Source organism: Microbacterium sp. NPDC089696, assembly GCF_044749125.1.
Classification (GTDB): domain Bacteria; phylum Actinomycetota; class Actinomycetes; order Actinomycetales; family Microbacteriaceae; genus Microbacterium.
In genome coordinates this window covers 240,052-260,428 of the sequence record NZ_JBIVHF010000002.1, presented here as the reverse complement: position 1 = coordinate 260,428, position 20,377 = coordinate 240,052, and the positions used below count along the sequence as shown (strand labels likewise).

Sequence of the window (20,377 nt, the reverse complement as noted above, 5' to 3'; positions counted from 1 at the left end):
AACGGGCGGGCGCAGGCGAAGCCGATAGACACCAGCGTCAATCGAGTTCGCACGGGACGCGGAGGTGTTCGTCTGTCCCGCTTCGCCCTCCTGTCACAGGGTAGCGAGGGAGAACGGAGAAGCCCTTGCCGGGTACCGGTCGCAGAAAACGAGACCGACGGTCAGCCGCGGCGAATTGCCATGATGAAGCCGGCCGTGAGCAGGACGGCGCCGAGGGCGATGCCCCCGCCACCCCAGCCGAGCGTGGCCGCAGTCATCTTGTCGGTCGTCTCAGTAATGATGGGGCCGAGGAGCATGGGTGCACCGATGCCCATGACCACACCGCCGAGGGTGGTGCAAATGAGGACGATGACGTTGCTGCCCGCACCGTTCACGAGAAGTTTCCGAGCCCACGCGAGGTCCTCCATGAGCAGGACGCGGTCATTGGGGTGAGTGCGCGCGCGACGGACGGCGAGCCGAATCAGGTCGGCGGTAAACCGTTGAGTGATCACCTCCGCCTCGGCCACGACCTCCGGGTCCACATTCAACGGACGGCGAGAACGCGCTTCTACCTGCGCGCGCAGGTCGAGGACGCGCGATAGATACTTCTCCTCCTCGTCGGTCGTCTGAACCGTGAGTTCACTGCCCGAGGCGTCAGCGAACGGCGGGAGAAGGCCCGCGCCGCCCGTCTCGGACGACGCACGGGTGACAGAGCTCACGACGCCAGCTCGTCACGGCTCGTCGATGCCAGCGGTTGCGACGACAGCCGATCACGGCGCGTAGACGCAGCCGCTTCGTGCGACGCTGCAAGTGCCCGTCGAGCGGCGATAGACCGAGCCTCGTGATAAGCACGCTCACGGGCAGCGTTGAGGGCGTCTTCTAGCTGACGCTGGCGAATGAGGTTGTACAGGCTCAGAGCTGCGACGGCCGTGGCCGTGATCCCGAGGATCCCGAAGAGGATGAGGTTGAATGTCGTCGCACCAGCGGAACCGTCCACTTCGGTGCCGGCGAGCACTCCGCCTTTCAACGCGATCCATCCGAGGGAGACTGCGAACACAATGCCGGTTCCAAAGAGAAGCAGGGCTTGGATCCGCCGACGACGGGACTGCTGCGCGGCGGCGCGGTCGGCCACGCGCGGACGAAGGGCCATCAGCTCCATCATCTGTGCAGCCTGTTCGTCCGCAGTGCCCTCCAGCACCCAAGAGGTGCGCGTGATATCGCCCGCACGGGCGCGCATGTGCTGAGCATCGCGTCTGCGTGTTGGATGCGTGATGGTCATGTTCCCCCGGTTCCCCATGCCTCATACTATGCGGCGGGACGCAGGGGATGTCACCATGTCACGGCCGCGGCGGCAATACCAACATTGATGAAGGCGGCGAGACCACGTACACGGATAGGGCGCGAGGGTAATTGCCACGAGGAACTGAATCGACACGATCATGCTGTGGCGGTGCGCAGCAACTCGCCTGAACTAACGACCTACCCTGCGGGCGGGAGCGCGCGGAGAAGGTCGAGGCGCGTGCCGCGCGCAAGGGGTGCTCGGGAGATTCAGGTCAGCAGGGCTGAAGCGAGTCGAGATTGTTGGCCTGAGTGCCGTCCCAGTTCGTGCGCAAGTAGGGGCCGTTCGCGCCGCGAACGATCTCGATCTTGGCGCGGGAGCCGTCAGTGAGCGGCACGAAGAAATCGTGACCGAGTTGGATCATCTGCATCGCAGTTGTCACGCTTATCGCGTTCAGCTGCGGTCCGCAGATTGAGACGACGTCGCCCGAGTCGGTCTTGCTGGCACCAGTGACTGCGTAGCTGGCCATTAGGAGCTCCTTTGCTCGTTCGGATGAGCAGAGCCTAGCCGGACGAAGTGGCTAGCGTCAGCCCAGCTCCGCGCGGAGATCAGACAGGATCCCTTCGCGGCTCGAGTTTCGCTTGTCCGCGCCCTAACCACGGTATTGGAATAGCCTCGCCATCGTTCACACCGCGCTGGACAGGTCATCGTCCGCATCGTCTTGCGGGCATTGTCCCCCAAACTGCCTACAGACATGACTCGACCACCATGCTTGGCTGGATGCGTTTGGCAAGGGTTGCTCAGCTTCCTGGGTGACCTGATGAAATACAGCGAGGGATAATATCGATATGAGAACACGCAGAACAGTGATATCAGGAGCGCTTGCCTTGGCGCTTATTGTCACCGGTGGAGCTCCAGCATTCGCGGTCGACATGGGAGCGACTGATTCGTCGTTGTGTGCTGACCTCGCGAAAGAAGTGCTGTCTGAGGAAGGCGTCGTGGCGGACAATTCTGGGACGGTATCATTTGCATGCTTGGGGAATCAGGTCGTCGCGACCGTCGACGCCAATACGGCGCAATCGCAGCGATTCACCCGAGAGGTTGAGTTCGAAGGAGCAGCGCAGACTTCGCGCGAGGCCGATCCGAACAGCTCCTCAGCAAGCGATCCTCTGGGAGAACCTTTGGTCGTCCCTTTCTCCGCGACCGCTGCTCTAGCCGATCCGTGCATCACCGGAGAGTACCAGCGCGAGGTGAGGAGCGAACTCGAGGACTTCATCTACGGTTGCGCCAGGTACGGTGAATACAATAAGGACACGGGCGCAATCATTTGGGAGCGTTCGATTACATACGAGTGGACGTTGTACACCGGCTGGCCTTCGGCGCAGAACAAACTGCGGACCATTCCTTCGGTGGGTTCGCCAACGATGAGCGGAACATTCACCAGCTACAAGCAGAATGGCATCCTGCCGCCCGACTCCCTTGCCTTGACTGCATTCACAAACGTTGGCAATACGACAACGAGTGGATGGAATGTTGGAAGCCTCAACACCGGAGGTCAATTCTCTGTGTGGATGGGGGACGTCGTCATTAAGGACACCTCCAAGAATTACGAGGAGTATTTCGAAGGCTATGTTCCCAGCCACCGATTTACTTGCGACTCAGGCGTCCAGCGGTGCTATTACCCTAATGGCCAAGAGGCCGGCCTATAGTCTGAGCGCGTCGGGCGGCGGCGATCTCCGTGTACTCGATGAGAAGCGTCGGAGTGTCGAGCTTCACCGCGATGCGGAAGGGGTCGCTCACAACGAGCGACCCTTTCACCGTGTCATCCTTCGTGTGCACAAGTGCGAGCTTGATCTGCTCGCCGTTTGCGCTTGCCTCGCCGGTGAGTCGGTAGTTGTCGAAGCTGCGTCCCCAGATCGGTAGCGACATAGGAAACGCGAGACGAGCGGCAAGATGTTCCGCATAGAACGAGTTTCGAGGAATGTCTTGCACCGGAGTTTCGCTCCTGCGGGTGTGGGTGTATCCGTCATAGTCGTCGACCAGTTCTCCGTCCTCGCTGTGGAGCGTGTAGACGAGGTCGCGTGGTGAAGCGTCGAGGAGGAAACTCTCGACCGGTGCGCCAGCCCCCTGACGGAGGACGACCCGGGCCTTGCAGGATGGGATCAATGGTCCGGACATCAAGATGGTCATCGCGCGAACGAAGTGCTCGCGGGCGTCGGGGGTAGTGTCCATGAGGTCCATCCATCCAGCCTAACTGCGCGAGCTTCTAGGGCCTGAGGTGGCCGGGGCGGATGATGCTCTCGCTTCTACTTCGAGCAGACTCCTCCTGCGGACGCCAGAAACACCGCGGGACCAGAAAGCCCTGTCGATAATCACTCGCATCCCCACGCTCGCGACGGCCCCGGCTGCTGGCCTTTTCCTTCCGGCTCGCGCTGATCCACCCATTCGCTCCCGAACGGGAGTGAGCGCACTAGCTCAGTCGCGACACGCGGTACCCGCCTGTGTGCTCACTAGTGATGCCGTAGATGGACCCTGCGCATATATCCCTTCTCCAAAGTCAGTCTTCCCAAACGCTCACAGCTGACGCTAAGGTTCGAGCAGTTTCCGTGCCGCTCTGGTCGGAACGATCTCTCATTGATGAGTGGAGCCAACGTGCGCGCTGGGGTCAAGCGGTGGATGTCTGCGGTTTCGGTAGCGGTGTTGAGCGCAGGGTTGGTGGTGGCAGTCGCGGCGCCAGCGAATGCGGCGCTGCCCGTAGGGCCCACCACAGTGGGGCAAACGGGGTCTCGTCCGGGGGCTACCGAGATCCCGTTTGCGGTATCTGACCAGGTATCAGCCTACGTCGATGTGGCCACAGGCAACCTGCGAGTGACGAACCAGAGCCTGTCGCTCGTCGGTGTCACCGGTCAGGTGAGTATCGCGCAGTCATACAACTCGCTCAGCGCGGTTCCGGGGTCGGGGAGTGTGCCGGCGGCGAACCGGTGGACGACTGGCATTCAGGGCGTCGGGTATCTCGCCGCCGCGTACGGCAGCTCGGGGATCATCTACACCGCTGGTGACGGGACGACGTGGCTGTACGCGGCCGCAACCGGTGGCGGGTACACGGCCCCAGCGGGCGCGAAGGCGGATCTCGCTCCGGTTGCGGGTGGCGGCTTCACGCTGACGGAGCGGGAGTCGCGTCAGGTGGCCACGTTCAACGCCGACGGCCAGCTCACCACCATCGCGGACCGCAACGGCAACGCCACGACCATCGGATACGCGAGCCCTGGGAACCCGAACAGCGTCGTCAGCAGTGCCGGGCCGGTAGCCGCGCGCACGGCGACTCTCGCCTACTCGTCGTCGACGCGCACATTGACGGCGACGCAGACGTCGGGCTCGTCGACACGCACGCTGTCGTGGGTGAAAGACTCATCCTCGAACCTCACCTCGATTGTTGACGCAGAGGGCAAGACGACCGCGTTCGGGTACACCGGCCAGCAGCTCACGACCATCACGGGTCCCACGGGCGCGGTGGTGACCATCGGGTACGAGTCGGCATCGTCGAGCCGGGTGACATCTGTGTCGCAGGCGAACACCACCGCCGGATCTCCCGGCGCGAGCGTGACCCGCTTCGCCTACCCGACAGCGACCACACGGTTCGTCGCCCGCGGTAACACGAACCAGTCGACGGCCGTCGCCTCGGTGCCGCATGTGACCTTCACGATTGACTCGTCGACCAATCTGGTGAGCGCGTCGACCGATGAGATGGGTCGGCAGAAGGGGGCGACGTACACCCCGAACGGCGATGTCGCGACGTCCACGTCCGGGACGGGCTCGACCGCGGGGACGAGCACGGCGACGTACGGGGCGAACAACGGCGACTCGATGACGTCGCTGCAGGCGCCGGGCGGTTCCACAACGTCGGCGGCGTATGCGAATACTGCAGCCGCGACCGCGTACCTGGCGTCTTCGAGCACGGACTCGGCGGGCAACACCTCGACGTACACCTACAACGGTGCGGGCAACGCACTGACAAGCTCGAACGCGCTGGCGGCGACCGCGACACTGACCTACAACGCCGACGGCACGGTCGCGACCGCGCTCGCACCGGGCAACGGGACGAACAGCACCGTCTACGGGTACAACGCGAACAAGCAGCTCACCTCGATGACCCCGGTCACCGGATCCTCGCTCGGCGCCCGCGCGTTCACTTACGACGACTTCGGTCGGCTGCGGACTGCGACCGACGGGCGCGGCACGACCACGACCTACACATACGACAAGCTGGACCGGCTGCTGTCCACCGCGTTCTCGGACTCAACCCCGACGGTGACGAACACGTACACGAACCGCGGTCTTCCGGCGACGCGCGTGGACGGCAACGGCACCACGACGTACACGTACGACCAGCTGGGCCGCCTCATCGCCCGCGGCAACACCTTCTACGGCGGGACCATCACCTACGGGTACGACAAGTCCTCCAACCTCACCACGGTCACGGACGGGCGCGGGACGACGGTGAACTCGTTCGATGACGCCGGGGTGCCGACGAAGATCACGTACAACAAGGACAGCGGCACACAGGTGCTCGAGTTCGCTGTCGACGACCAGGGCCGCCGCACCGACTCGTGGTTGCAGTCCAACCCCACGCACACGACCTACCGGGCGCACACGCACCTCGACTACGACACCACCGGTCGCGTGTCCCGCTCCATCGCGGAGATGAAGGACGGCAGCAGCGCCGGCACGGTCACGACGGTGTTCGACACGTCGTACTGCTACAACACGTCCTCGGCCGCACCGACGTGCGGGACGACCACCGCGAACGACCGGTCCAAGCTGCAATGGTCGCGCGACAACCTCACCGGCCAGGTTACCGCCTACGGATACGACACTGCCGGACGCCTCCTCACCGCGACACAGTCCGGCGGGACCAACCCGTCAACGTACACGTACACGTACGACGCACGCGGCAACCGTCTCACCGCGACCGTCACCGGTGCGGGCGCGTCGACCCAGTCATTGACGTTCAACGCAGCCAATCAGGTCACCAACACCGGCTTCACCTACGACGGCACCGGCAACCTGACCAAGGACAACGTCAACGGGATCTACACGTACAACGGGGCGCAACAGATGACCGGGGTGTCCAACGCGACCGGCACATTCACCTACAAGTACGCCGGCACCAGTCAGGTGGAGGTGCTGCAGCAAGAGGACAACTCCCGCAACTACAAGCTCGTCTACGGGCGCACCAACCAGGTCGGCCTCCCCGTCATCGAGCAAGTTCAAGCTGGCAACAGTCGCGCCTATATTGAGAATGACCCCGTGACCGGGGAGCCGCTCATGCTGCGCTCCTCCTCCGGGATCGAAACCCTCTACGTGTACGACGGGCTTGGATCCCCGGTGGCACTGCTGACCGACTTCGCCTCCCAGTCCTACGCGTACAACTTCGACCCGTACGGCACAGCGGTCCTCACCGCCGGCGGCACCGGGAACGGCGCGGTGGAGAACCCGTTCCTGTTCAAGGGCGGCATCCAAGACCGCGCCACCGGATGGGTACACTACGGCAACCGCTGGTACAACCCCACCCTCGGACGCTGGACCCAACAAGACACCCTCGACACACCCCTCGACCCCAACAACGCCAACCGGTATGCCTACGCCGGCGCCGACCCCGTCAACAATGTAGATCCCTCAGGGCGTGCGATTGGTCTGCCCTGCGCCATTGGAGTTCTCGCGGGTCTTGGCATCATCAGCCTTGGAGTCTCCGAGCTCGCGGGAGATACCCTTGCCTCAGTTGCTGGTGCAGTTCCTTCATTTGGAGGCAGCCTGATTGCGGGCGGGGCGCTAGCTGTCGGTATCGCAGCCGAGATCGCCTTCGGCGTTTACGTAGCGGCGAGCGCGTTCAGAGAATGTATCCGATGACCGGGGGCCTAAAATGCGTCGCATGACGATTGTTCGACTGGCAGTGATCTTTGGAGTAGTAGGGTTCGGGATCGCTGCAGCCCTCACGTCAGGGCCAATCTCCATCACCTTGTGGATAGTCGTCGGGGTTTTGGCGGCGATCCAAGCTTGGTTGATCATCGAGCGAACGCGTTCCGCTCGCAGAAGTGACCCACATGAGGCAAGCGATGGTGCCCCCGAGCAGACGGACTAACCGTTACAGCCCTCACGGTTCCGTACCAGGGCTTGGCTGCCTTGCCGTAATCGTGCCGTAATCGGTGACCGGTTCTGATACCGTCCGGTGCGCGTTTGAAGGCGCCCACTGTGCTCAGTAACGACGGCTCCCTTTGGCGGAGACGGTCCAGCAGCGTCGGGGAAACGTGCCGAAGAAGTAGGGGTGGCGGGATGCGCGAACAACAGCGACTAACGTGGTCAATCGTTGCCTCTGTGCTCACGTTGGTATTCGGGGGTGTGGGAACCGTCTTCGGGCTTGTGGGATACATCGGGCAGTCTGAGGTCGCCAAGGTCGTGATGACTGTTCTCTGGGTGGCAGCCATCAGTGCTGCGATATTGGCTGCTCTGCTGCGGCGCCGGGCTCGTCGTAACTTTGGGCCGGGCGATGAACCGAGGGATGAATAGTGAGCGGGCACGCTTAGTCACATCAGTATCGGCTGCCGACGGAGGATAGCCGTTTCGACGAGCGGAAAACGACGGCGCAGATGAAGCAAGACGGCGAAGATGACGAGGAGCTCACCGAAGCGGAGCGTCGCAATCGACTCCGCGCTATCGAGTTGGAGCACAAAGGTCTTCTTTAAGACACCATGGGCAGGGCGACAGTCTTCAATGCCGAGATCATCGGGCGACAGCGGGACTTAGAAGCGGAAGCCGACGAGATTAGATCCCAGCTGGGAGAGTCTCGCCAAGGTTCGAGGCAGTCCCCTGGTGGCGCGCTGTTCGGTTGGATCGCTCTCGTCGGAGGAGTAGTTGCGATTATCGCGGGCTCACTCTTGCTGACGCCTCGTTGACGGCGTCAGCATAGGCCCATGGCCGACCGGCGGCCGGGCCTTGGACAGTGGTTGGCTCGCACCAACCGCGGGCGGTGTCAGAGACGAGGATAGGGCAGCGGTCTCTCCCGCGGTGACGGGGTTCCGGCCCCTCCCGAAAGAGGGGCCGGACAGTCGAGAGAAGGTCCGCTAGCGCACCCACCACTCCCGATTGAAGCTCGTACCCGAGAAAGTCCGAGCGCCGCCTGGGCCGACCGACGAAGAGCGGCGCAGAGGCGGCTAGTCGTACCTCACACAGTACGCGAGATCAGTTCTTGCCCCTCGAGCGTTGACGAGGCACGAGACTAACTGCTACCGAACCTCATGTTCGAGGTTAGGCGGCCTCAGTGGTGCGTGTCGGTGACGGCTCGGGAACGACGTAGAGCCCGCTGGGTGCATTGGCGATGGAGTCGAGCGCGTGGATCCACGCGCGGTTGACTGCGGGCGGCTTACTTCCGGAGTACTTGAACACGAGGCTGGCGTGGGAGTGGATCCATACGGTGGTGCGCCCGCCGCCCGTGCTCCGGTCGTCCTTCCAGCTGAATCCGAACGGTTCTCCGCGGCGGAGCTTGGAGACCATGACGATCTGCACATGTGTGAGTGCACGGTCTTCGATATCCACCTTCTGGGTGTTGTCGTAGATGAAGCGGCCCATGGGGCTCCCTCCGCTGCCACGAGACCTCTGCAGGCGCAATTCTGGGGATCGCTGCGTGGGCTCGCTCATCCTTTCACGGACCTCCGACAATGCCTCGCCGCGTGAACCGGTACACGATGCGGAGAGCCTGAGGCAATCCCCAGCAGAAGAATATTTCTACCTGAGATCCTGATGATATGAAGCTCGTGTCCTACGCCGGTCAGCAGTTAGTCACCACGGACGATGTCGCTGACGCGCTCGTCGAACTCGCCGCAGCCATCGCTCGCGACGGGGAGACGGAAGCGCTGCGGCTGCCGATTGTCAAGGACGGCGAGGTCGACTACGCGGAGCTCATCGCCGGCGTCGGCAACGACATCCTTGTCGGCCCTCAGGCCTCCGAGGGCATTGACCCCGATTTCTCCGAAGACGCGGCGAAGCTGCGCTCCCACCGTCTGTACCCGCGGCGGGAGAACGACGACAATGCGGACGGCACCCCTGTTCCCGATTTCGACCCGGACTTCCACCCGGGACAGTGACCCACTCTTATCGGCACCGAGGACACTCCCCTCACAGGTCACCCCAAGGCCTCTTCGGACGCCGCTCCGACCGGATCCACCGCAGTCCCGAGATCCGGTTGATCTGGCCCCTCCGCCCCAGCGTGAGGGGCCAGATCTCTGCCCGCCCGGCACGGACGGTTGAGACCGGGCCCCCGGACTGGACAGCGGGCGCACGGCAGTGATCCGGCCTCCCCATCCCCAGAGCGAGAGGCCGGACCACTTATCCGACGAGCAGCTTAGACGCGTTCCCAGAGGCGTTCGCGGATCCCCCTACCCGGCTGTGTCGACTTTGACGCACGAACCCGAATGGGTCAGGCTCCACGCTCCTGCATGATACGTCGAAGCATCCTCGTCGCCCAAGCACCATCAACTAGCCAAACACGCCTTTAGAAAAGCTAGCGAGATCGCTTCCGGCCAGAGGAATCAAGTACGACCCGACCACCGCGGTTCGGAGGGGCTGCCGGCGGGTCAGTAGTTGCGGACGTAGACAGCGCCGATCCACACGCGCGTGCCGTTACTCTCCCGAGACGCGACGCACGAGCTCACCTGAGTGACGACCCTGCCTGCCCGCGTGTACGTGTTGACAGCGTTGTTGAGGCTCGTCTGGCACGAGGCTTGAGTCGGACCCTTGATGCGGTGGCCTGTTTGGTAGTCCGCATGAGCAGCCGTCGCTCCCGCAGACGTCAACAGAGCGGCCGTGACAACGGAAGCTGCGAGCATCGAACGAATCTTCATGAATGATCCTTTCCTGGAGTACGGCAGGTGCGGCACCCCTCACCTCTGGACCGTAGCGAGGTCGACCCGGGAGCTCGATGGGGAGAATTGTCCACCAGGGCAGCGAGAAAAAACTGGAAAGGACGTGAGTGAAAGGAGGGGTCTGGGCGATGAGTGCGAGGGTCGGCATCGCGGATGTAAGCGAAGCACACCATCAATACCGCCGTCGATAACAGCAGCACAGGAGGCGTGGACCCGACCCTAGGGCCAGCGGCCGCAAGCCCGCCGCGCTCCTCTTGTGCCGCCGCGCATAGAGGGGGCAAGTAATCGCCAGCGTCCAGGAGAGACAATGAGTTCAAACAACGTGCAGAGCACCCGCCGCCTTGAGGTGGAGCCGTCCGACGTTGCAAGCGCCGAGGGCGCCGGTACCCTCGAAACTGCGCTGAGCCACCTGTCGCCCGTGAGCGTCGACGAGTCGGGTATCGCCATCGCGGTCAACGAGGTCGGTCGTTACGCGACGCTGGACTTCGAGGTCCCGTCAGGGTTGCCGCTCACCCCGTCGGCGCGTGCGCGTCTCGAAGCTCTACGTGACCGGCGAATCGAGTACACCGGCCACAACGACCGGGCATTCGAAGAGTGGCTCGAAGTGTTCCCTGCTACGGCCTGGAACGAAGCCAGCCCGTTCGTGCGCGCGGTGCGAGACGCGCGACGAGATGCGCAAGCGGAGATCACTCACGAGCTCCGTACGGTCGCGCTCGACTACCTCGCCACAACCGTCCGCGAGGCGGGGGCCGAAAGCGACGTGCTCCGGGCTCTGCGGCGAATAATGCTTCGCGACGGCGTTTAGCCCAGATGGGGACGAGAAGTAGCGCGCAGACGTTGCCTCTCGTCCGCGGGCGGCGTGGCATTGCACGACACGTGTGCACTCGCCTGCTCGGCGTTACGTCCGCGGCGAAGCCGGGCACCGCGACAATCTGAGGTACCGTCGCTGAGCCGACTGAGGTCTCAGTTGCCCCGTGACCACAAGAGTGTCGCGAGCGCCAACCGCAATGCGTCACGCCTGCGGCGCTCGCGGAACTCGGGTGCTGTGAACAACTCTGACAGCGTGGTCTAGAGCCTGTTCGCGACACTCTTGTTCGGAAGCTGTGAAAGAGGTTGAGCGCTGCGCGTCGATGTCGCGGTCTTCGTGCCGTGCGAGGCAGGCGTCCAGATCCTGTTTCGGGCTGCTTGGCCTTGGTCGCGTGCGGCGAGAGTCCCGCTCAATGTTGACAGTATTATACCGAGTGCGGAATAATACTGTTATGAATCTGGTCAGCGTGGTTGATGCCGCATCGCAGCTCGGAGTCTCGGATCGCCGGGTACGCGCGATGCTACAGGCTAACGAGATCAGTGGTGAGCGGGTCGGGCGTCAGTGGCTGGTGGACGCGGCGAGCCTGCCCGCCGCCGTCCGACGGTCGGGACAGCCGTTCAGCCCGCGAATCGCGTGGGCACTTATGGAGGTGGCCGACGGGCATGTCCCCGAATGGCTGGGCTACTCAGAACTATCTCGCCTGCGGTCGCGGTGGAGGGACCTCCTTGAAGGAGGCGACCCCGTTGACGTTCTTCGCTCATCACTTTCGCGTCGCGCGCATCGCTCTCGATGGTCTGCACCGGAACCGGACGGTCTGTTTCGGGACGCCCGCTTCATCGCGTCTGGGAAGAGCGACCCCCGAGCGGGGATATCCGCAACGAAGTTCGCCGAAGGCTACGTGCACTCTGACGACTTGGAGAGCCTGGTGCGCCGACACATGCTGATCCCCGCGCGAGGGCCAGAGAATGTGGTGCTACGCGCCGTCGACGGTCCTGTACCTTCCCCCGCACCCTGGCTCGCGGTCGTGGCGGACCTTTCTGAGGGTGGCGCACGCGAGAAGCAGCAGGCGGACATTCTCTTCAAAAAGGAGGCGTCGCTTGTCTGATGTCATCGTGATGTCGGCGATGACCGACGCTCAGGAGCAGGCATGGCACGCTCTGCTCGATCTTCATCAACAGCTACCCGAGCACTGGACAGTGGTCGGTGGTCAGATGGTCCACCTGTGGTGCGCGGCGCGGGGAAAGTTCATCGCGCGACCCACCGATGACGGGGACGCTGTGCTCGACGTGCGTCTGAAAAAGACCATTCTCTGGGATTTCACAGACGCCCTTCAAAAGCAAGGGTTCACGCCGGAGACGGCGAGCAACGGCACGCAGCACCGTTGGACCAAGGACGATGCCGTCATCGACGTGCTCATCCCCAGGCACCTGGGACCGCACAGCGAGAAGCTCAAAGGTGCAGGCGGCGGGACCACCATCCAAACACCCGGCGCCCAGAAGGTGATGAATCGAACCGAGGTGGTCCACGTTCGGATAGGTGACCGCACTGGCACAGTTCCGCGCCCGTCTCTGCTTGGGGCCATCGTCGGCAAGTCTGCGGCCTACACCGTTGACCTGGACCGGAAGCGCGACAGGCACCTGGGGGACCTCGTGGTTCTCGCAACTCTCCTCAGCCCGCGCGACGTCGACGGACATCGGCTGCTGGACAGGCGAGAGCTGCGGTTGGTCAGCAACGCTGTGGGAAATGCCCGGAGTAAGCCCGGGACGTGGAGCTATGTCGATGGTGGCGCCGACGGCCTGGATCGCCTGTCGGGTGTGCTCGGCGAAACTCGCCGCCTGCGTGATCTGCACGGGAGGCAGTGGACGAAGACGGCCGTTTACGGAGGGGAACAGAACGTTGCGGCACAACCCGGCAAGGGCGCTCCGACAAGACCCGCCAGCTGGGGGGCGGGGAACACACGAGGGAAGACGACCGCGAAGTCGAACAGGGGTTCATTCGCTCCGCAGCAGAACAGCGCACCAGAGAATAGCCTCGGCTGACGCACTCGGCGCGAGGTGTGTCGTCGTGACGACGACGTCACGACGACACTCACCCTGTCGAGGAGGGTGCGCCTGAGCCAGTGCCGGCGACGACGTCGGTCATGACGAGGTTCTTCGAGACGGAGCGCGTCACCCCGGCCGCACCTACGACCAGATGCGAGCGGAAAGCCCGCTTCTCGGGTCGAGGACAGTTGAGGGTCGATCCGAGAAAGTTCGTCAGGAGTTGCGGGCTGATCCAATGTGCAGGGGCGGTGTCCCACCTGGACGCTAGTGTGAGCGACGAGACGTGGGGTCTCGATAGTGACGCGTATGAAGGGGATGCTCATGGCGGTGCACTGGGTGAACTATGACCTGAGAAAACAGGGCCAGGACTACACGAAACTCATCGACTACTTGAAATCGTCGGGAACCTGGGCGAAGCCGCTCAAGAGCAGCTTCTTCGTCAGCACCACGTTGACTGCCTCGCAGCTCCGAGACGGGATCTTGGAACACATCGACGCAAATGACGTGGTGGTCGTCGTCGATGTCACCGGGGATGACTGGGCGGCTGTCGGTATTCCACAGGAAGTCGCCGACTGGATGAAAGACCACCTGGCGTAAGGCAGGACACGCATGAGTAAGAAGAGTGCACAGGTCGAAAGCGGACAGACTCCGTCCGCGACGATCTATCAGAACTCAGACCAGGTGGCCGGAGTTCTCCAGCAACTGTTCACCCAGCCTCTCATCGTCGACGAGACACGGGAAGTGACCGCCGGCGCGGAAGATGAGAAAGCGGTCACCGCGAACGCCAGCGCAGGCGGTGAGGGCGGCTTCGACGTTCCGCTGCTCGGAGCGCTGAAAGTCAAAGGCGCCGGCGGGGTCGCGGGCTCCGGAAGCTGGACGTCGAACACGGGAACTGCGTCCCGGCAGCAGTACGTGTACTCGCAGGCTTACTACCTCCACCTCGTGCGCCAGCAACTGGCTCAGGACGGCAACGTTCGCTCCGTTCGTCACGACGACGATCTGGACGGCATCGCCCCGGGGACGTTCGTCGAATACACCACATCGTTCGACCCCGTCGAGGTCGCTCTCGCACTCGAAGTCATCACCCCAGACCTCGTCGATGCCATCACGCAGTGGACAGTCCGCAAGCAGTACACGTCCGCTTTTCCCGAGGACGGTGGGTTCGAAGCGGTGCGGGTCCATGCAGAGAAGATGAAAGTGGACGCTGAATCCAAAGGGCAGTTCGCTCGCGCTGTCGCCGCGGCGGTGCAGGCGGACGCACGCCAGGAATCGACGCGTGAGTACTACGGCAGGATCTCGCAGGATCCCGCCATCACCGCTATCACCGTCTGCGAACGAGAGCACTTCATCACCGCCGACCCGGACCGGCTCCTCGACGGCACGTTCACGGTCTTCGGCAAGGTGATCTCCGCGCCCGAGACAGACGTGTCGACGTTCGCTCGGAACAAGCTGCTCCGTAACCTCTCTGCGGACGCCTTCGACTACGTCATCGACCAGATGCAGTCAGCCCTTCGCAAAGGCACGCCTGTCGCAGGAATCGCGATGGAAGACTTCATCGACCTGAAGCTGGACTCTCGCGTGCGGGGCCAGTCGTTCCGTGTACTCCCTCTGGCGATCTTCAGTTGATGAGCGCGACGACGCACCGCGGTCACTGGTGGCTGCCTGGGTTGCCCGACGATGTGACAACCGGCCACCTGGTCGTCGATGACAGCGGGCGGTGCACCCTCGAGCTCATCGGAAGCCTCGACCTTCGCGCAGCGGCGTTGCTCGAGCACGCCGGAGATGCAGCGGCCAAGGCCGTCCAGCAAGAGCGAGTTCGTGTCGTGCACGGACTTGTGCGCGGACAGCCTGTCACCCTGCTGAACTGCTTCGCAGGGCATACCGACGGTTTCTCGCACCGCGACCGCTCGCGGGTGGACCTGCACGTGCAGGACGCTCTCATCGGCGCACACGTCGAGCCTGATGAGCCAGCGTTTCGTTCTGCGCTCGTAGAGATCGAGAACCTGACGGGGTGGATCGGTGTCGAAGAACAGGTTCACCGCACGAGTGACAAAGAAGAGGGCGCCACGCTCTCCCGACTCGAGGATTTGGTGGCGGAGGTGGATGGGTGGACCATCACCGCACGTCGAACCCCGCAACCTTTCCAGGTGGATGCCTCCCACGGACGGACCGAGGTGCGCAGCCATGTCGCGGCGTACCTGGTCGTGCGCGCACCAGAGCCGCGTCCTGCGCATGACTACCATTCGGTGGTCCTGGAACTCATGGACCTTCTGACGTTGGCTTCCGGTCGTGCCTCCGGACAGATCTCCCTCACGCTCATCCATCGAGATGACCAAGTAACGCCGGACCGGGACGGATCAGCTCTCAAATACGAGACACGTGTGGAGACTTTCGGCGGACGGATACATACGGCAGCCCCTGACAAGACCGGTCCCCTTGACTGGGAGTTCCGCTTCCGTGGCCGCGACCATTCGTTCGAAGACGTCATCCCGGCGTGGATACGGCTCCGCAGGCAAGTGGCTGACGCCTGTAACGTATTCTTCGGCCCGCAATACGCGAGGCCGACTTTCACGGAAGCTCGTTTGCTCCTGGTGGCTATCGTCGCGGAGGCGTTGAGCGCGGGGCTCGACGGTATCAATCCGGTCACGGACAGGACCACATACCGAGCCCGTCTTCGAGCGCTGGCCTCAAAGCCTGATGCGGATGCGGTGGCGACCATCATCCCGGATGTCGAGGCATGGGCTCTGGATCTTCATCATGCCCGCAACACCCTCGCGCACACCGGCAACGACGACGCGGGTCGAGACATCTTCGAGCTGGAATGGAGGACATCCTCGCTGCTCGCGTTGGTGTTCATGACCGAGATTGGAATGTCCGCCGAGGTGCAGAGGCGCGCGGCATCCTCGGTGCTGAAGCTGCCGTGGTCGTGAGGCCTGCGCTCCCGGTGAGGGTTGTGTCCGCCCAGTGAGCCTCTCGACGTGAGGGCCTACTCTGGTTGCGTGCCCACCTTTCAGAGCTTGGACGGCCCTGTCGACCTCGAGGCGTCGGACGAACTCAGATTCGACATCGAAGACGCCCTGTCCTTCTGGTACCGGTACGGACGGCATCCGTACCGGTCGCTCGGAGGGATGCCGAAGTTCATGATTACGAGCGCAGACTTCCGCTACATCGACAGCCCGCGCTTCTGGCGGTTCACCTTCGATCAGACCGAAGACTTGGTAAGGCGCCTCTGGCCGGCTGACGGAGCGGAGGGCCTCGCGCACCTGCAACGCATCAGCGGGTACGAGCCGAGCGAACTCGGAAACCCCTGATTTTCCGGGGGTCAGAAACAGTGCCACGTTCTACGCTTCAACATCGGGGATAGGGGAGAGCGTGACTTCAGTCGGCACTTGAGCCAACTACGTCGAATCTGGACCAGGTTGGTCGACGCCGCACACGCTCGCACGACACGACGCTGATACGACGACGGAGGGGCGGATGCTGCGGCATCCGCCCCTCCGTCGTCCCGCGTCTCAGTCCTGGCCCTCGAGGAACCAGCCGGTCGCGTGGTAGTCGGCGGTCGACGGGGTGCGGTCCACGGTCGGCCGGGCCCATTCCACGCCGTTCGCGAGGACGCGGCGGACGTCCGGGTGGTGGTAGACGGGGAAGTCCTGGTCCCCGGGGGAGAAGTAGAACACGCGACCGTACCCGCGCGTGTAGGTGACTCCGGAGCGGAAGACCTCGCCGCCCGCGAACGTCGAGAGGAAGATCGTCTCCTCGGGTTCGGGGATGTCGAAGTGCTCCCCGTACATCTCCTGCGCGGGGATCACGATCGGATGGGGCACGCCCTGGGCGATGGGGTGGCGCGGGGCGATGGTCCAGACGAGCTCCCGCTCGCCGTCGCTGCGCCACTTCAGCGCACAGGACGTGCCCATGAGGCGCTGGAAGATCCGCGAATAGTGCGCGGAGTGGAGGATGAGGATCCCCATGCCCTCGAGGACGTGACGGTGGACCCGGTCGACGACCTCGTCGGAGACCTGGTCGTGGCCGATGTGGCCCCACCAGAGAAGCACGTCGGTCTGCGCCAGAGCCTCCTCCGACAGCCCGTGCTGATCCTCCTGCAGCGTCGCGGTCGTCACGATCACGTCGTCGCCGAGGGTGGCGCGCAGTCCTTCGGCGATGGTCGAGTGGATGCCGTCGGGGTAGTTGCCGAGCGTGGCTTCGTGGCCGGTGGTCTCGTGCAGGTTCTCGTTCCAGACGAGGACCCGGATCGCGGTGTCAGGCACGTGCCTGCTCCTTTCGGTCTGCGAGGTCGTCGAGTCGGGCGGGGAGGACGACGGGTTCGAGGAGCCCGGAGTCCGCGGATCGCGTGGCGGCTTCCATGAGGGCGATGCTGCCGACGTTGTCGCGTCCGTGATGTCCGGTCGACTCGCCGGTGAGGATGTCGTGCGCGAAGGCGTGCAGGCTTCCGGCGCGGTCGACGAGTCCGCTCACGGCGAGCGGCAGCGCGCGGCGCTCCGCCGTCGCGACATCGCGCACCTCCACGAGGTCTCCGGCACCGTCCTCGGTGCCTCCGAGCCTGCTGGTGAAGGAGATCTCCCCGTCGGAGCCGTCGATCCGCCATTCGCCGGCCCACGCCGTCGGCTCGCCGCGACTGACCCAGCTGCCGCGGTACGACACGGTGGCACCGCTGTCGAGCTCGATGATCACCGCGGCGGCCGCCTCGTCGTCGTACTTGCTGAACGACGGCGCGGAGGACTTCGCGAACACGGCGCGCGCCTCCTCGCCCGTCACCATGCGAATCAGGTCGAAGTGATGGATCGCCATGTCGTGCAGCAGCGGGTGCGGGAACCGGTAGTGCGGGTGCGTGCCCACGGGCAGGTCGTTGTCCCACTGGCGGAAGTCGATGTTGATGGCGACGACCTCGCCCACGGCCTTGCTCGCGATCAGGTCGCGCGCCGCCTGCGGGGCGGGGTAGTAGCGGTAGTTCTGGCTGACGTGGATCAGCAGCCCCGCCTCGTCTGCGGCCGCCACGAGAGCGGCGGCCTCCTCGGCGGTGGCCGCGAACGGCTTCTCGACGAGGACGTGCTTGCCGGCGGCCAGGGCCTCGCGGGCCAGCGGAGCGTGGGTGACGGCGGGGGTCGTCAGGAGCACGGCATCCGACTCGACCGCGTCCAGCGCGGCCGCGAGCGAGGCGAAGCCGAGCGTGGCAGGGAGCCCCAGGTCTGCGAGAGCGGCGCTGCGAGTCCTCTCGTCCGGCTCGACCAGCGCGGCGACCTCGATCAGCGCCTCGTTCGGCACGACGTTCCGCGCCCAGTTCCCGCCCCATCCGCCGAGTCCGACATGGATCAACCTCACCGACACCGGTGTCCCCCTTCATCTCGTGAATCACTCACCGTTCGCGGGCTCACCTGCGAGCGGATCACTCAAGTCTAGGAGTGCGTGTGTCCTGTCCGGTCGGCCGGCGCCCCCGCCGGGATCACCGTCCGACGTGTCCGAGGACGACCATCCCCGCCATCATCGCGAGGCAGGTCCAGAATCCGGGGTCGGTCGCCCAACCCCGCGCCCGCAGACGAAGGACGGTCCAGCCGACGACCACCGCCGCGCTGAGGACGACCGTCATGCTCATCGACAGCGATGTGCCCGCCGACGTGGCGCCGCCCCCGTCGTGGGCGTGCCCTCCGAGCAGGAGCGGCAGGTACGGCACGGCCATGAGCAGCGCCATGGCGAACGGATCCGTCACCGGTGCCGTGCGGCCGTCGAGTCGGGCGGCACCGTGCCGTCGGCTCTGCGCACCGGCGACCGCGGCCCAGGCGAAGAACGCGAACATCGCGCCGATCGCGCCGATCGAGGCATGCCCGCCGACCCACGCCGGCAGCATCAGTACGAGCATCGCGGCGGCGGAGAGTCCGTGGCGTGCGGCGACGCCGACGGGGGAGGAGCGGAGGCTCACGCTCCCCGCCGCCGTCGGGGCGGTCACGCCGTCCACACCACCTTGGCGTTCACGAACTCGCGGATGCCGTAGGCGCCGAGCTCGCGTCCGTAGCCGGAGTCCTTCACACCGCCGAAGGGCAGACCGAAGAACGACGCCGAGTTGCCGTTCGCGAAGACCGCTCCGAACTCGAGTGCGTCGTGCAGGCGGGCGATCTCCGCCGCGTCCTGCGTCCACACGCTCGCCGCGAGCCCGAAGTCGGAGTCGTTGGCCGCGGCGATCGCCTCGTCGACGGACGACACCCGGTACACGCATGCCACGGGCCCGAAGCACTCGTCACGGAAGATCCGCATCTCCGGGGTGACGTCGGTGAGCACGGTCGCGGGGTAGAACCACCCGGGACCCGCGGGCATCTCGCCGCCCGTGAGCACCGTGACTCCCTTGTCGATCGCGTCCTGCACGAGCTCGTGCGCGTCGGCGCGCACCTGCGCGGTCGCCATCGGCCCGAAGCCGGTCGCCTCGTCGCGCGGGTCGCCGTAGGTCGTCGCCGCCATGTGACCGACGAACGCCTCGAGCCACGCCTCGTAGACGTCCTCGTGCACGAAGAAGCGCTTGGCGCAGATGCACGACTGCCCGCTGTTCTGCGTGCGCGACGCGGCGCCGAACTGCGCCGAGCGGGCGACGTCGGCCGAGGGCATGACGATGAACGCGTCGGTGCCGCCGAGCTCGAGCACGCTCTTCTTGATGTTGCGTCCGGCGGCCGAGGCGACGGCGGAGCCCGCGCCCACCGAGCCGGTGAGCGTCACCGCGCGGATGCGACGGTCGTCGATCAGCGCCGACGCGGCGGCGCCCTCGATCAGCAGGGTCTGGAACGCGCCCTCCGGGAATCCGGCGCGGGCGAACAGCTCTCCGAGGTACAGCGCGGTCTGCGGCACGCTCGACGCATGCTTGAGCAGGCCCGTGTTCCCGGCCATGAGCGCGGGCGCGGCGAAGCGGATGACCTGCCAGAACGGGTAGTTCCACGGCATCACCGCGAGTACGGTGCCGAGCGGCTGGAACACGACCTCCGCGGCGGACCCGCCCACGGATGCCGCCTCGACGGGGCGCTCCGCGGCGAGATACCCCTCGGCGTGATCGGCGTACCAGCGCATCCCGTTCGCGGACTTCGTGACCTCGTACTTCGCGGTGCCGAGGGTCTTGCCCATCTCGAGCGCCGCGAGCCCGGCGGCGTGATCGAGGTCGGCGTCGAGCAGGTCGGCGGCCCGCCGCATCCACTCCGCGCGCTGCGCGAACGTGGTGGACGCCATGACGGCGTTCGCCGCCGCCGCCCGGGCGAGGATGGCCTCGACCTCCGCGGGGGTGTGGGCGGCGAACTCCTGCACCAGCTCGCCCGTGGTCGGATCGATCGTCGCGATGGTCATGGGGTCTCCCTGTCGTCGTGGG

Annotated in this window: 19 protein-coding genes; 10 read left to right on the top strand and 9 right to left on the bottom strand. The window is 64.8% G+C overall.

What is annotated here, in order from left to right; translation table 11 throughout:
• Nucleotides 1–161: 161 nt before the first annotated feature.
• From ACIPY8_RS11550 to ACIPY8_RS11540, 3 genes are all read right to left on the bottom strand, one after another.
• Nucleotides 162–698 carry a hypothetical protein gene (locus ACIPY8_RS11550; RefSeq protein ID WP_400818178.1) on the bottom strand — a complete coding sequence of 179 codons (537 nt, stop codon included), beginning with the start codon at nt 696–698 and terminating at the stop codon, nt 162–164.
• Nucleotides 695–1,258 carry a hypothetical protein gene (locus ACIPY8_RS11545; protein WP_400818175.1) on the bottom strand — a complete coding sequence of 188 codons (564 nt, stop codon included), beginning with the start codon at nt 1,256–1,258 and terminating at the stop codon, nt 695–697. The genes ACIPY8_RS11550 and ACIPY8_RS11545 overlap by 4 nt, the downstream gene beginning before the upstream one ends.
• A 274-nt stretch (nt 1,259–1,532) precedes the next feature.
• Nucleotides 1,533–1,787 carry a DUF3892 domain-containing protein gene (locus tag ACIPY8_RS11540; protein ID WP_400818173.1) on the bottom strand — a complete coding sequence of 85 codons (255 nt, stop codon included), beginning with the start codon at nt 1,785–1,787 and terminating at the stop codon, nt 1,533–1,535.
• A 319-nt stretch (nt 1,788–2,106) separates the two neighbouring features.
• On the opposite strand from ACIPY8_RS11540, the gene ACIPY8_RS11535 reads away from it, so the two are divergent.
• Nucleotides 2,107–2,967, top strand: a complete 861-nt coding sequence (locus ACIPY8_RS11535; protein ID WP_400818170.1) for a hypothetical protein — start codon at nt 2,107–2,109, stop codon at nt 2,965–2,967.
• On the opposite strand, the gene ACIPY8_RS11530 is transcribed toward ACIPY8_RS11535, so the two are convergent.
• Nucleotides 2,942–3,499: a hypothetical protein gene (locus ACIPY8_RS11530; RefSeq protein WP_400818167.1), complete on the bottom strand. Its 558-nt coding sequence runs from the start codon at nt 3,497–3,499 to the stop codon at nt 2,942–2,944. The genes ACIPY8_RS11535 and ACIPY8_RS11530 overlap by 26 nt on opposite strands.
• Before the next feature lie 606 nt (nt 3,500–4,105).
• On the opposite strand from ACIPY8_RS11530, the gene ACIPY8_RS11525 reads away from it, so the two are divergent.
• Nucleotides 4,106–7,165: an RHS repeat-associated core domain-containing protein gene (locus tag ACIPY8_RS11525; RefSeq protein WP_400818165.1), complete on the top strand. Its 3,060-nt coding sequence runs from the start codon at nt 4,106–4,108 to the stop codon at nt 7,163–7,165.
• Between the two features lie 1,395 nt (nt 7,166–8,560).
• Here ACIPY8_RS11525 and ACIPY8_RS11520 read toward each other — a convergent pair.
• On the bottom strand, nt 8,561–8,881 hold the full coding sequence (locus ACIPY8_RS11520) for an ATP-dependent DNA ligase (protein ID WP_400818162.1): 321 nt from the start codon (nt 8,879–8,881) through the stop codon (nt 8,561–8,563).
• A 176-nt stretch (nt 8,882–9,057) separates the two neighbouring features.
• Here ACIPY8_RS11520 and ACIPY8_RS11515 point away from each other — a divergent pair, with 176 nt between their 5' ends.
• The 8 genes from ACIPY8_RS11515 to ACIPY8_RS11480 all read left to right on the top strand — a co-directional run bounded on the left by ACIPY8_RS11515 (nt 9,058) and on the right by ACIPY8_RS11480 (nt 16,334).
• Nucleotides 9,058–9,396, top strand: a complete 339-nt coding sequence (locus ACIPY8_RS11515; protein ID WP_400818160.1) for a hypothetical protein — start codon at nt 9,058–9,060, stop codon at nt 9,394–9,396.
• 1,084 nt (nt 9,397–10,480) lie between these two features.
• Entirely contained in the window at nt 10,481–10,978 is a 498-nt protein-coding gene (locus tag ACIPY8_RS11510) for a hypothetical protein (protein ID WP_400818158.1), read from the top strand.
• A 454-nt stretch (nt 10,979–11,432) separates the two neighbouring features.
• On the top strand, nt 11,433–12,086 hold the full coding sequence (locus ACIPY8_RS11505; RefSeq protein ID WP_400818156.1) for an excisionase family DNA-binding protein: 654 nt from the start codon (nt 11,433–11,435) through the stop codon (nt 12,084–12,086).
• Complete coding sequence (locus ACIPY8_RS11500) at nt 12,079–13,020, top strand: hypothetical protein (protein ID WP_400818154.1); 942 nt, start codon at nt 12,079–12,081, stop codon at nt 13,018–13,020. The genes ACIPY8_RS11505 and ACIPY8_RS11500 overlap by 8 nt, the downstream gene beginning before the upstream one ends.
• Before the next feature lie 324 nt (nt 13,021–13,344).
• The gene (locus ACIPY8_RS11495; protein WP_400818152.1) at nt 13,345–13,620 is read left to right on the top strand and encodes a hypothetical protein; all 276 of its coding nucleotides are present in this window, start codon (nt 13,345–13,347) and stop codon (nt 13,618–13,620) included.
• A gap of 12 nt (nt 13,621–13,632) precedes the next feature.
• A complete protein-coding gene (locus ACIPY8_RS11490; protein WP_400818150.1) occupies nt 13,633–14,649 on the top strand; it encodes a hypothetical protein in 1,017 nt (338 codons plus the stop codon).
• Complete coding sequence (locus ACIPY8_RS11485) at nt 14,649–15,953, top strand: HEPN domain-containing protein (RefSeq protein WP_400818149.1); 1,305 nt, start codon at nt 14,649–14,651, stop codon at nt 15,951–15,953. Before ACIPY8_RS11490 ends, ACIPY8_RS11485 begins: the two co-directional genes overlap by 1 nt.
• 69 nt (nt 15,954–16,022) lie before the next feature.
• Entirely contained in the window at nt 16,023–16,334 is a 312-nt protein-coding gene (locus ACIPY8_RS11480) for a hypothetical protein (RefSeq protein ID WP_400818147.1), read from the top strand.
• A gap of 201 nt (nt 16,335–16,535) precedes the next feature.
• On the opposite strand, the gene ACIPY8_RS11475 is transcribed toward ACIPY8_RS11480, so the two are convergent.
• From ACIPY8_RS11475 to ACIPY8_RS11460, 4 genes are all read right to left on the bottom strand, one after another.
• Nucleotides 16,536–17,288 carry a ThuA domain-containing protein gene (locus ACIPY8_RS11475; RefSeq protein WP_400818145.1) on the bottom strand — a complete coding sequence of 251 codons (753 nt, stop codon included), beginning with the start codon at nt 17,286–17,288 and terminating at the stop codon, nt 16,536–16,538.
• Nucleotides 17,281–18,366 (bottom strand): Gfo/Idh/MocA family protein, encoded by a 1,086-nt coding sequence (locus ACIPY8_RS11470; protein ID WP_400818143.1) that lies wholly within the window; start codon nt 18,364–18,366, stop codon nt 17,281–17,283. The genes ACIPY8_RS11475 and ACIPY8_RS11470 overlap by 8 nt, the downstream gene beginning before the upstream one ends.
• Before the next feature lie 115 nt (nt 18,367–18,481).
• Complete coding sequence (locus ACIPY8_RS11465) at nt 18,482–18,982, bottom strand: hypothetical protein (protein WP_400818141.1); 501 nt, start codon at nt 18,980–18,982, stop codon at nt 18,482–18,484.
• Complete coding sequence (locus tag ACIPY8_RS11460; protein ID WP_400818139.1) at nt 18,979–20,355, bottom strand: aldehyde dehydrogenase family protein; 1,377 nt, start codon at nt 20,353–20,355, stop codon at nt 18,979–18,981. The genes ACIPY8_RS11465 and ACIPY8_RS11460 overlap by 4 nt, the downstream gene beginning before the upstream one ends.
• Nucleotides 20,356–20,377: the final 22 nt, after the last annotated feature.